Source organism: Pararhodobacter zhoushanensis, from assembly GCF_025949695.1.
Lineage (GTDB): Bacteria > Pseudomonadota > Alphaproteobacteria > Rhodobacterales > Rhodobacteraceae > Pararhodobacter > Pararhodobacter zhoushanensis_A.
Map to the genome: position 1 here is coordinate 3,450,505 of NZ_JAPDFL010000001.1, position 12,923 is coordinate 3,463,427.

Annotated in this window: 7 protein-coding genes and 1 pseudogene; 4 read left to right on the plus strand and 4 right to left on the minus strand. The window is 65.2% G+C overall.

Going from position 1 to position 12,923, the window contains the following annotated elements; all coding sequences use genetic code 11:
* Positions 1-5: 5 nt before the first annotated feature.
* The 4 genes from OKW52_RS17120 to cysD form a co-directional block, all read right to left on the minus strand.
* The gene (locus tag OKW52_RS17120; protein ID WP_264506798.1) at positions 6-2,432 is read right to left on the minus strand and encodes a circularly permuted type 2 ATP-grasp protein; all 2,427 of its coding nucleotides are present in this window, start codon (positions 2,430-2,432) and stop codon (positions 6-8) included.
* A complete protein-coding gene (locus OKW52_RS17125; protein WP_455430310.1) occupies positions 2,414-5,896 on the minus strand; it encodes a transglutaminase family protein in 3,483 nt (1,160 codons plus the stop codon). The genes OKW52_RS17120 and OKW52_RS17125 overlap by 19 nt, the downstream gene beginning before the upstream one ends.
* Positions 5,897-6,090: 194 nt before the next feature.
* On the minus strand, positions 6,091-7,992 hold the full coding sequence (gene cysN, locus OKW52_RS17130; RefSeq protein WP_264506799.1) for a sulfate adenylyltransferase subunit CysN: 1,902 nt from the start codon (positions 7,990-7,992) through the stop codon (positions 6,091-6,093).
* 47 nt (positions 7,993-8,039) lie between these two features.
* Entirely contained in the window at positions 8,040-8,975 is a 936-nt protein-coding gene (cysD, locus tag OKW52_RS17135; RefSeq protein ID WP_264507730.1) for a sulfate adenylyltransferase subunit CysD, read from the minus strand.
* A gap of 129 nt (positions 8,976-9,104) precedes the next feature.
* Here cysD and OKW52_RS17140 point away from each other — a divergent pair, with 129 nt between their 5' ends.
* The 4 genes and pseudogenes from OKW52_RS17140 to rfbB all read left to right on the plus strand — a co-directional run bounded on the left by OKW52_RS17140 (position 9,105) and on the right by rfbB (position 12,881).
* The gene (locus OKW52_RS17140; RefSeq protein ID WP_264506800.1) at positions 9,105-10,178 is read left to right on the plus strand and encodes a helix-turn-helix transcriptional regulator; all 1,074 of its coding nucleotides are present in this window, start codon (positions 9,105-9,107) and stop codon (positions 10,176-10,178) included.
* A gap of 52 nt (positions 10,179-10,230) precedes the next feature.
* Complete coding sequence (locus OKW52_RS17145; RefSeq protein WP_264417363.1) at positions 10,231-11,205, plus strand: KpsF/GutQ family sugar-phosphate isomerase; 975 nt, start codon at positions 10,231-10,233, stop codon at positions 11,203-11,205.
* Between the two features lie 79 nt (positions 11,206-11,284).
* Positions 11,285-11,848, plus strand: coding sequence for a dTDP-4-dehydrorhamnose 3,5-epimerase (gene rfbC, locus OKW52_RS17150; RefSeq protein WP_264417364.1), 564 nt, complete (start codon positions 11,285-11,287; stop codon positions 11,846-11,848).
* Positions 11,845-12,881, plus strand: a pseudogene (rfbB, locus tag OKW52_RS17155) (dTDP-glucose 4,6-dehydratase). The gene rfbC and the pseudogene rfbB overlap by 4 nt, the downstream one beginning before the upstream one ends.
* Positions 12,882-12,923: the final 42 nt, after the last annotated feature.

Genomic DNA, 12,923 nt, shown 5'->3' on the forward strand with positions numbered 1-12,923 from the left:
CATACTTAGCGCAGATACGCCGCCGTGATCAGGTCAGAAACGCCTGCCAGCTCGGCGCGGATGTGCAAAAGCTGATCCGCGTCGATCTTTTCGGGGCTGACCACGCTGAGCAGCGACTCCAGCGGCACGATTGCCCGCAGCAACGGCGACAAGCGCCCGTTATCCAGCGCATTGGGCAGCGCCGATGCCTGCGCGCGCATCACCTGCATCTGGAACAGGACCGAGCGCGGGTTGTCCGCATCCAGCGCCAGCAGGTCAATGACCGTATCGCGTGACGTTTCCACCGAATAGCGACGGCGGTGGGTGATCACGCTGTCGGCGACCTCGACTGCCAGATCGAGCGCCCCCTCGGGCGCGTCAGCATCCGTCAACCCGTGCAACAAGGCAGTCAGCGCATCAGCCCGCTCCAGCGCCCGGCCCAGCGTCAGGAAACGCCAGCCCTGAAAGCGGTACATGTTGTCTTGCACCAGCCCCGAGAAGCCCGACAGCTTGCGCACCAGAATGCCCATCGCCCGCGCCGCATCATCGCCGGGCTTGATGTCACGCAGCGTCGTCTTGGCCGTGCGGTCCAGATCGACCACGGCTGCCCAGCCATCGACCGAAAAGCGATCGCGCACCTTGGCGGCGCACGACCGCGCCACGCTGATCCGGTCCAGCAGCGCATCGGGCATCGGTTGCGCAATATCAACGCCGTAGCCACCCAGGAAGGCCCTGAGCCGCCGCAGCAGCGGGTCCGCCGGGTTGTCCGTCGCCGCCAGCCGCAGATGATAGGCTCGGATCAGCCGCGCCGCATCCTCGGTCCGCTCGATGTAGCGGCCTAGCCAGAACAGGTTATCCGCCGCCCGCGCCGGCACCACGCCCGGGCTGGCCCGGCGGAACGGCGCCCCCGCGCTGGGTTGCAGCGACACTTTGGGCACCAGCCGGTCCGAGACGATCCACACATCGGCGACCGAGCCGCCCTTTTGCATCGCCAGCGCCGTCGCATCGCCCGAACGCCCGATGCGCGCATAGCCGCCCTTCATGAACCGCCAGCCCTGCGGCGTGCGCGTCGCAAACACCCGCACCGTCATCGGGCGCGGTTGCAGGCGGCCTTCGGCCAGCGTCTCGCCCGGCTCGGTGACCCAGGCGGGCGTCGTGGACAGCGCCACCGCCTCTTGCCCGACCAGTGCCGCGCCCTGCGCCTCGATCCAGTCGGCCAGCTTGCCCTTGACCCCGCCCGCGAATTGCCCGCCCAGCGCCGAGCGCGCCGTGACGTCAAACGGCAGGTCGATAGTCGAAGCCGGACCGATCAGCATCTTGTGCGCGTTCTGGCGCACATAGGCCCGCTCCTTGGCCCCGCCACACCACCATGTCGCGATGTTGGGCAGCGCCAGTGGCTGCCCCTGCAACACCTGCGCGATACGCGGCAAAAACGCCATCATCGCACGCATTTCCAGCACGCCCGAGCCCAGCGCGTTGACCATCGCCAGCTTGCCTTGCCGCGCGGCCTCAACTAGACCCGGCGTGCCGATATGGCTTTGCGCGTTCAGCTCCAGCGGATCGGCAAAGCCGGCGTCAATGCGCCGCCAGAGCACGCCCAGCGGCTTTGGCCCCTCGATCGTGCGCACCATCGCCTCGCCGTTCTCGACCAGCAGATCCTCGCCTTCCAGCAGCATCAGGCCCAGATAGCGCGCGATATAGGTATGCTCGTAATAGGTATCGTTCGACGGCCCCGGCGTCAGAATTGCCGCCCCGGCCAAGGGGTTACCGCCCGCCGTCGCCAGCCGGTCCAGCGTCGCGCGGAAATCGAGGAAGAAGCTGGCCAGCCGGTGAATATAGGCGCGCGGGAACCGCTCGGGGAAGATCCGCCCGGTGGCCATGCGGTTTTCCAGCGCAAAGCCGGCGCCCGACGGCGCTTCGAGCCGGTCACCCAGCACCAGCCACGACCCATCGGGCGAGCGCCCGATCTCGAACGCCAGATGATGCAGGAAATGCCCGCCCGCAGGCGCGACCCCGACCATGGGGCGCAGCCATTGCGGCGACCCGGCGATCAGCGAGGCGGGCAGATGCCCCTCGCTCACCAGCCGACCGGGGCCGTAAAGATCGGCGACGACCGCTTCAAGCAGATCGGCCCGCTGCGCAAGACCAGTGCAGATCTCGTCCCATTCGCTGTCGTGCAGGATCACCGGGATCGGTGCCAGTGGCCAGTCCCGTTCGGCCAGCGGATCGCCGGTGTATTGCCGGTAATAAACCCCGGTATCGCGCAGATAGGCATTGCCGCGCTCAAACCGTGCGGCCAGATCCGTCACGCTCAGCCGGGCAAACCGTTCGACAAAACGCTGCCAGACCGGGCGCATCCGCCCGGCCCCGTCAAACAGCTCATCGGCGACGCCGGGCGTCAGCCCGTAATCGGCAAAGATGTCGCGCGTTTTTTTCACAGCGGACGGTGGCATAAGGCACCTGACGTGTCAGTGCAGACCCGCTGGACGGCGCAAGTCCAGCGTGAGTGGGAATTCAGGATGCGGCGTCTCGGGCGCCGGGCGATACGATCCTGCGGTGTGCCCGAAGGGTTCGAACCGCGCAAGACGCCGCGCTTCCGCCTCATAAGCATTGACCGGGAACGTGTCATAATTGCGCCCCCCGGATGCGCCACATGATAGGTGCAGCCCGCCAGTGCGCGCCCGGTCCAGTCATCGTAGATGTCAAACACCAAGGGCGTGTTAACGGGCAACACCGGATGCAGCGATTCCGCCGGTTGCCACGCCTTGTAGCGCACCCCGCCCACCGACACGCCCGAGGTCTGCGTGCGCGCCAGCGGCACGGGCCGCTGGTTGACCATCACCCGGTAGCGGTCCTGATGCAGCGTCGTCAGCTTGACCTGCAACCGCTCGACCGAGCTGTCCGTATAGCGCACCGTGCCGCCAATCGCACCGGTCTCGCCCAGTACATGCCACGGCTCCAGCGCCTGACGGACCTCCAGATGCACGCCCTCGACCTCAAGCTGACCGCAGAACGGGAAGCGGAACTCGGATTGCGCCTCGAACCAGACGGGATCGAAGTCGAACCCGTTCTGGCGCAGGTCGCCCAGCAGGCTGAGCAGGTCTTCCCACAAGTAATGCGGCAGCATGAAGCGGTCGTGCAGCACCGTGCCCCAGCGCACCGGTTTGCCGATGACCGGGCTGTTCCAGCAGCGCGCAATGATCGCCCGCAGCAGCAGTTGCTGCGCCAGCGACATGCGCGGATGCGGCGGCATCTCGAAGCCGCGGAACTCGACCAGACCCAGACGGCCCGTCGGTCCATCGGGTGAATAGAGCTTGTCGATGCAGATCTCGGCGCGGTGGGTGTTGCCGGTCACATCGGTCAGCATGTTGCGCAAGAGCCGGTCGATCAGCCACGGCGGCGGCAGATTGCCGCCCTGCACCGGATCGCCGATCTGGTCCAGCGCGATCTCCAGCTCATAGAGCGTATCGTGCCGCGCTTCGTCGATGCGCGGGGCCTGGCTGGTCGGACCGATGAACAGCCCCGAGAACAGATAGCTGAGGCTGGGGTGCCGCTGCCAGATCAGGATCAGCGATTTGAGCAGATCGGGCCGCCGCAGGAACGGCGAATCCGTCGTCACTGCCCCGCCCACCACCACATGATTGCCGCCACCGGTGCCGGTATGCCGCCCGTCGATCATGAATTTATCGGCCCCCAGCCGCGAGTTACGGGCCTCGTCATAAATCGCCTCGGTCGTCGCGACACAATCCTCCCAGCTATGCGCCGGGTGGATGTTCACCTCGATCACCCCCGGATCGGGGGCCACGCGGATCACGTTCAGACGCGGATCGTTCGGCGGCGCGTAGCCTTCGATATGGATCGGCAGGTTCAGCTCTTGCGCCGTCACCTCAGCCGCGGCCAGCAGTTCGAGATAATCCTCAAGCGTGTCGCAGGGCGGCATGAACAGGTTGAGCCGCCCGTCACGCGGCTCGATCGCAATCGCCGTGCGCACCGCCCCCGTCACCGGATCAACGCCCTGCTCGTTCACCGCCTGCTTGTCGCTGTCATCCTCGGCGCTGCGGGTGACTTTCTGGTCATGCTGATCGGTCACGCCGGGCAGCATCGCCTTGCGCTCGGCGGCTTCCAGCGCGTCGCGCTCGGCCTCTTCCGCCGCAAGCCGGTCGATTTCCTCCTGCACCTTGCTGCGCCGCGCCTGAATCGCCTCATGGAAATCGGGCAGGGCGGCATAGGGCAGCGTGGTGTCGGCGGGATACGAATAGGGATACTGCGCGGGCGGCACATAGGGCAGCGCGCCCAGCGGCAGGCGGAAGCCCACCGGGCTGTCACCGGGCACCAGAAACAGCTTGCCGCGCCGGGGTTTCCACATCTCGGACCGCCAATGCGAGGCCGTGGCCTTGCTCTGCCAGCGCTGGATCGGCAGCACATAACCCGACGCCTCGGTCAGCCCGCGGTCAAACACGCGGGCATAGCGTGCCCGGTCCTCGGGGTTTTTCAGCTTGGAATTCTCGGGCGTCACGTTCGACGGCAGCTGCGCTTCCTTCAGGATCCACTCGGCCGGATCCTCATAGGCGGGCTGGGCGTAATGCTTCTGGATGCCCAACTGCTCGGCAAAGCGCTCCATGAACTGCCCTGCCTCGACCGAACCATGCGGCTTGGGCTGGCTTTCACGCGCCACCAGCTCGGGGTTCTTCCACACCGGCTGCCCGTCGCGCCGCCAGTACAGCGAGAAGGTCCAGCGCGGCAGGCTTTCACCCGGATACCACTTGCCCTGCCCGTAATGCAGGAACCCGCCCGGCGCGAACCGCCCGCGCAGCCGGCGGATCAGATCATCGGCCAGCGCGCGCTTTTGCGGGCCGACGGCGTCGGTGTTCCACTCGGCGCTCTCGAAATCATCGACCGACACGAAGGTCGGCTCGCCGCCCATGGTCAGGCGCACATCGCCCTTGGTCAGGCTTTCATCAACCTGCTTGCCCAGCGCGTTCAGCCGGTCCCAGCTTTCATCCGAGAACGGCTTGGTGATGCGCGGATGCTCGGCCACGCGGGTGACGGTCATGTCGAAGGCGAAATCGGTCTTCAGCGTCCCTTGCGCCGTATACCCGCCACTGATCGGTGCCGCGTTCTGGTAATGCGGGGTCGCGGCCAGCGGGATATGGCTTTCGCCGGTGAACAGGCCCGAGGTCGGATCAAGCCCGATCCAGCCCGCGCCGGGCAGGAACACCTCGACCCAGGCGTGCAGGTCGGTGAAGTCATTCTCGGTGCCCGAAGGACCGTCGAGCGATTTCACATCCGCTTTCAGCTGGATCAGATAGCCCGACACGAACCGCGCCGCAAAGCCCAGATGCCGCAGCACCTGCACCAGCAGCCAAGAAGAGTCGCGGCACGAGCCCGAGCCGATCCCCAGCGTCTCCTCGGGCGTCTGCACCCCCGGCTCCATGCGGATGGTATAGTTGACCACGCCCGCAATCTTGGCGTTCAGCCCGACCAGCATGTCCACCGTGCGTTGGCGCGAATAGTCCAGGCCCCCGATCAGCTGCGCCAGCAGCGGGCCTTCCGGCTCAGGCTGCCGGTAGATCGACAGATCGGCGCGCAGCTCTTCGGGGTACTCGAACGGCCAGTGCTCGGCGCTTTCCTCGACGAAAAAATCGAACGGGTTGTAGACCGTCATGTCGGCGGTCAGATCGACCTCGATCTTGAATTCGGTCACCGGCTCGGGGAACACAAAACGCGCCAGCCAGTTACCATAGGGGTCTTGCTGGTGGTTCACGAAATGCCCCGCCGGGCTGACCTTGAGCGAATGCGAGATCACCCGCGTGCGCGAATGTGGCGCGGGCCTGAGCCGGATGATCTGCGGTCCCAATGTGACCGGACGGTCATAAGTATAATGGGTCAGATGGTGGATGGACGCGTAGATGGCCATGTTTCAACCTTGTCGGTGATTTGCCTTTACCTTAGGCCCCCACGCGCCCTGTGCCACCGGGAAACGCAAAACTCGGCCCGTTACCGCCAACTTCCCGGGCATTTGCGCAGAATTGCGGCATGTCCACAGCCGCCCCCAAACGCAAAACGCCGCCGGGCGGTTAACCCGGCGGCGGTTCTTGCAAGGCGCACGCCTCAGGGGATCAGGCGTTCGATGATCTTGTCCGCAGCCTCATCCGCCGTCATCGCGGTCGTATCAATGCGGATCTCGGCATTGTCGGGCGCTTCATAGGGCGAATCGATGCCCGTGAAGTTCTTCAGCTGACCCGAGCGTGCCTTGGCATACAGCCCCTTCACGTCGCGCTCTTCCGCCACGCTCAGCGGCGTGTCGACGAAGACCTCGATGAACTCGCCTGGCTCCATCATCCCGCGCACCATGTCGCGCTCGGACCGGAAGGGCGAGATGAAGGCCGTGACAACGATCAACCCCGCATCGGTCATCAGACGCGCCACTTCGCCGACCCGGCGGACGTTTTCCACGCGGTCAGCCTCGGTAAAGCCCAGATCCTTGTTCAACCCGTGCCGCACGTTGTCGCCGTCCAGCAGGAACGTATGCCGGTTCATCCGCGCCAGCTTTTTCTCCAGCGCGTTGCCGATGGTCGACTTGCCCGACCCCGACAACCCGGTCAGCCAGACCACGGCCGGTTTCTGGTGCTTCATCGCGGCGTGGTGATCGCGGCCAATGTCCGTGGCCTGCCAATGGATGTTCGACGCCCGGCGCAGCGAGAAATGGATGATCCCGGCAGCGACCGTGTGGTTGGTGATCTTGTCGATCAGGATGAACCCGCCCAGATCGCGGCTTTCGGCATAGGGCGCAAAGGGGATCTCGCGGTCGGTGGTGATCGTTGCCACGCCGATCGAGTTCAGGTCCAGCGTCTTGGCCGCCAAATGTTCCTGCGTGTTGACGTCCACCTCATACTTGGGCTGCGCCACCTTGGCCGACACCATCTGCGCACCGATCTTGAGCCAATAGGCCCGGCCGGCGACCATCTCGTTCTCGTCCATCCAGACGACGCTGGCCTCGAACTGGTCCGCCACCTCCAGCGGTGCCTTGGACGCGACAATCACCTGCCCGCGCGAGCAGTCGATCTCGTCGGCCAGCGTCAGCGTGACGGATTCGCCCGCCACCGCCTCGTCCTTGTCACCGCCGTACGCCACAATGCGCGCGATGGTCGATGTCTTGCCCGACGGCAGCACCCGCACCGCATCGCCCGGCTTGACCGACCCGCTGGCAATCATCCCCGAGAAACCCCGGAAATCCAGATTGGGCCGGTTCACCCACTGCACCGACATGCGGAACGGCTGCTCCTGATCGGCGGTGATGTTGACCTCGACCGCCTCAAGATAGGGCAGCAGCGACGGGCCGCTGTACCACGGCGTCTTCTCGCTGGGCGCGGTGATGTTGTCGCCCTTGAAGCCCGAAATCGGAATCGCGGTGAAGTCCTTGATGCCGATGCTGGTGGCAAAAGCGCGGTAATCGGCAACGATCTGGTCATAGGTGGCCTGATCATAGCCCACCAGATCCATCTTGTTCACCGCCAGCACGATGTGGCGGATGCCCAGCAGATTGACCAGATAGCTGTGACGGCGGGTCTGGGTCAGCACGCCCTTGCGCGCGTCGATCAGGATCACCGCCAGATCGGCGGTCGAGGCACCCGTCACCATGTTGCGGGTGTATTGCTCGTGGCCGGGCGTGTCGGCGACGATGAACTTGCGCTTCTCGGTCGCGAAAAAGCGGTAGGCCACGTCGATGGTGATGCCCTGCTCGCGCTCGGCGGCCAGCCCATCGACCAAGAGCGCAAAGTCGATCTCTTGCCCCTGCGTGCCCACGCGCTTGCTGTCGGCTTCCAGTGCTGCCAGCTGGTCCTCAAAGATCATCTTTGAATCATACAGCAGCCGCCCGATCAGCGTCGATTTGCCGTCATCCACCGACCCGCAGGTGATGAAGCGCAGCATGGTCTTGTGCTGGTGGGTTTCCAGATAAGCGTCGATGTTTTCCGCGATCAGCGCGTCGGTCTTGTAGATAGGATCGGTCATGTAGTCACCTCAGAGGGTGTTGAAATTGCTTGAAAGAAAGCGGCGGCTCAGAAATAGCCTTCCTGCTTCTTCTTCTCCATCGAGGCGGCCTGATCATGGTCGATCGCCCGGCCTTGCCGTTCCGAGGTCGTGGTCAGCAGCATCTCCTGAATGACCTCGGGCAGCGTCTTGGCCTCGCTCTCGACCGCACCGGTCAGCGGGTAGCAGCCCAGCGTGCGGAAGCGGATCGAGCGCATCACCGGCACCTCGCCGTCACGCAGCGGGAAACGGTCGTCGTCGACCATCAGCGTCAGCCCGTCCCGCACCACGGTCGGACGCGGGGCGCTGAAGTAAAGCGGCACGATTTCAATGCCTTCCAGATGGATGTATTGCCAGATGTCCAGCTCGGTCCAGTTCGAGATCGGGAAGACCCGCATGCTCTCACCCTTGGCCTTGCGAGCGTTATACAGGCGCCACAGCTCGGGGCGCTGGCTTTTGGGATCCCAGCGGTGGTTGGCCGAGCGGAACGAGAACACCCGCTCCTTTGCCCGGCTCTTTTCCTCATCGCGCCGTGCGCCGCCAAAGGCTGCATCGAACCCGTAGAGGTCCAGCGCCTGCTTCAGCCCTTCGGTCTTCCACATATCGGTGTGCAGCGCGCCGTGGTCGAACGGGTTGATGCCACGCTCTTTCGCCTCGGGGTTCTGATAGACCAGCAGCTCCATGCCCGCCTCGGCGGCGGCCTTGTCGCGCAGCTTGTACATGTCCTGAAATTTCCACGTCGTATCGACATGCAGCAGCGGAAACGGCGGCGGCGACGGGTAGAAGGCCTTCTTCGCCAGATGCAGCATCACCGCGCTGTCCTTGCCGACGCTATACAGCATCACCGGCTTCTCAGCCTCGGCAACGACTTCGCGCATGATGTGGATGCTTTCGGCTTCCAGCCGCTGCAGGTGGGTCAGAGTCTTCGCGGACATTGCCGGTTCCTTGTCGTTTGACGCATCGATGTTGACCCCCACCTAACAGCGGCACTACAAGGCGGAACCCCCCATATGGGAGGTATGCCATCACAAAAGCGAAAACCCCCGCATGCTGGGACGCAGCCAAGACGTCGAAACCCTGCGCCTGCTCTATTCTTGTGCAGCGCAACCCGCCGACATCGCCCCCCTTGGGGCGCGTTTCTTGACGCGCTCATCGCCCTGACCCGGGCACAGGCCGCCCATCTGCGGATCGCGGCGGGCAGCGACACGCTGACCTACAGCACCGACCCCGCCGCCACTCTGCCGCCGCTTGAGGGGCTGCGCACGGGCCGGGTCTATGGTCAGGGCGAGATCGCGGGGGCAACCACACCCCTGCGCGCCCTGCGCGTATCGCCGCGCGGGGACATGCAGGCGTGGCTGGTCATCACCACAACCCGGCCCGAGTTTGACGCGATTGACGGCGTCAAACTCAGCAATCTCGCGCCCCATCTCGCTCAGGCGGTTGAGACATGGCTGGCGCTGGCGGGCGAACGCGCCCGTGCCCAGCAAAGCGCCCGCGCCGCGCAGGATCTTGGCGCGGGCTGGCTCTGGCTCGACGCCACCGCCCGCGTCAGCGCCAGCGACGACGGCGCGCGCGCGCTGATCGCCGCCACCCCTGCGCTGCGCCTGACGCTCGACAACCGGCTCGACTTTCGCGACGCCACGCTCGCCCGTGATCTGCGCCGCAGGATCGACCGGGCGCTGCTCCCGGGGGCCGACCCGCAGATCCTGACACTGGAACGATCCCCGCTGTTGCAACTGTCGCTGCTCCCCGGCCTTGCGCCCCGCGCGCCGGGGCTCGAGCCGACCCTGCGCGCGCTGTTGCGACGGGCCCCCAGCGCCCGACACCTTGCACAGCCTGCCTTGGGCGCAGCGTTCGACCTCAAACCCAGCGAAACACGGCTGGCGGCCCTGCTCTGCGACGGGCTGTCACTGGCGGAATGCGCCGCACACCTCGGCTGGACCATCGAGACCACACGCAGCTGCTCGAAGTCGCTCTTCGCCCGCACCGGCACCCGCAGCCAAAGCGATCTGATCCGACAGAATCCTCACCAGCGCCGTCTGGTTCAGCCCGGACTGACCGCCGCCGATCGCGCCTTGCGTGCACCGCAGCCTCTACACCTTGGCGCTCAAACATGCGAGGAACAGCTGGCCGTCGCCCGTCGACATCGCCCGGCATCCCGGGTGTGACGTCAAACGCAGGCCCTGCCCGGGCCTCCGTTCTCGCTGTAAGGATTGAGACATGGCTTTGAACACGATTGTTTCGGTTGATACCGCTGCCGTCGCGCGGCGCGTGCTTCAGGTCGAAGCCGAGGCCCTGATGGCCCTCTCGACCGACCTGCCTGCGGACCTGCCTGCCGCTGTGCAACTGATCCTGGACCGTACCGGCCGGGTGATCGTGTCGGGGATGGGCAAATCCGGCCATATCGGCCGCAAGATCGCCGCCACGCTTGCCTCGACCGGAACGCCGTCCTTCTTTGTCCACCCCGCCGAAGCCAGCCACGGCGATCTGGGCATGGTGACGCCGCAGGACACCTGCATCCTGATCTCGAACTCGGGCGAGACCTCGGAACTGGGCGATATCATCGCCCATTGCGTCCGCTTCAGCATCCCGATTGTTGGCATCTCAAAGCGCGACGACAGCTCGCTGATGCGCACCGCCACCTGCAAGCTGACCCTGCCCGACCTGCCCGAGGCCTGCTCGATCGGCATGGCCCCCACGACCTCGACCACACTGACGCTGGCCTTGGGCGATGCGCTCGCCGTTGCCCTGATGGAGGCCCGCGCCTTCAAGCCTGAACATTTCCGCACCTATCATCCCGGTGGCAAACTGGGTGCCCGGCTGGCCAAGGCCGCGCAGCTGATGCACGGTGCAGACAGCCTGCCGCTGGTGAGCACCACCCAACCGATGACCGAAGTGATCCTGACCATGACGTCACGCGGGTTTGGCGTGGCCGGGGTTGTCGATGCCGCCGGCGCGCTGACCGGCGTGATCACCGATGGCGACCTGCGGCGCAACATGGACGGGCTGATGGGGCGCACGGCGCAAACCGTGGCCACCCGCAATCCGATCACAGTGCGCCCCGAGACGCTGGCAGCCGAGGCGCTGGCGGTGATGAACGCACACAAGATCACTGCGCTTTTTGTCACCGACGTGACAGGCACCCCGCTGGGCATCCTGCATCTGCACGACTGCCTGCGCGCCGGGGTCGTCTAGCGCCAACCGATCACCATCGCGCCTTGTTCACACGCGTGCTCTCGCGGTAAACCGAAACGACCAAGCCAAAGGCCTCTCGATGCAGATTGAAGAAACCGCGCTTCCCGGCGTCCTCATCCTGACCCCGCGCCGCTTTGGCGATGCCCGCGGCTGGTTCAGCGAAAGCTGGAACCGCAAGACGCTGCGCGCCGCCGGGCTGGATCTGCCAGAGTTCGTGCAGGACAATCATTCGCTGAGCGCCCGCATCGGCACGCTGCGTGGCCTGCACTATCAATCGCCGCCGCATGCTCAGGGCAAGCTGGTCCGCTGCGGGCGCGGGCGGTTGCTGGACGTTGCCGTGGACGTGCGCCGCGGCTCGCCGACCTACGGGCACTCGGTGAGCGAAGAATTAAGCGCCGAGAATGGTCGCCAGCTGTGGATCCCTGCAGGCTTTCTGCACGGTTTTGTCACGCGCGAACCTGACACCGAGATCATCTACAAATGCACCGACCATTACGCACCCGAGTGCGACGGCGCCGTGCATTTTGCGTCTGTGGGTGTGGAATGGGGCGTTGAAATGTCAGATATTCAATTGTCTGACAAAGATAAAGCCGCCCCCGCCCTCGCTGACTGGACCTCACCCTTCACCTGGGAGCCCGCATGAAACTGCTTGTAACCGGGGGGCGGGCTTTATCGGCTCGGCTGTTGTTCGGCGGGCAATTGCCCAGGGCCACGGGGTGGTCAATGTCGATTGTCTGACCTATGCAGCCTGCCTGGAAAACGTCGCCAGCGTCGATCAGAACCCTGCGTATTCGTTTGAAAAGGCAAACATATGTGACGCCGAAGCGCTCACGGATATTTTCCAGCGCCACCGTCCTGATGCCGTGATGCACCTTGCTGCCGAAAGCCATGTAGACCGATCCATCGACGGCCCCGGCGCGTTTATCGACACCAATGTGACGGGCACCTACACCCTGCTGCAAGCGGCTCGGGCCTATTGGCAGGAAAGTGGAAAGTCAGACAATTTCCGTTTCCACCATATCTCCACGGATGAAGTCTTCGGCTCGCTCGGGCCGACGGGGATGTTCACCGAAACCACCCCTTACGACCCGCGCAGCCCCTATTCCGCATCGAAAGCCGCCAGTGACCATCTGGTCCGCGCCTGGGGTGAGACCTATGGCCTGCCGGTCGTGCTGACCAATTGCTCGAACAACTACGGCCCCTATCACTTCCCCGAAAAGCTGATCCCCGTGGTGATCCTGAACGCCATCGCCGGGTTGCCGATCCCGGTCTATGGCGCCGGAGAGAACGTGCGGGACTGGCTTTATGTCGAGGATCACGCCGACGCGCTGCTGCTGGTTCTGCAACAGGGCAAGACCGGGCGCAGCTATAACATCGGCGGCGAGAACGAGGCGCGCAACATCGACATCGTGCGCCTGATCTGCGCCCTGCTCGACGAGATGCGCCCCGCCGCGCAGCCCTATGCCGAGCAGATCACCTTTGTTACCGACAGGCCGGGCCATGACCTGCGCTATGCCATCGACCCGTCGCGCATCCGCGACGAGCTGGGCTGGCGCCCGTCCGTCACGCTGGAAGAAGGGCTGCGCCGGACCGTGCGCTGGTATCTCGACAACGACGCGTGGTGGCGGCCGCTGCAGGCCCGGCAAGGGGTCGGCAAGCGGCTGGGCACAGCGTAACGCCGCCCTGTCGCCCCGCCCCGGCCTCAGCGCCGCCGCTTT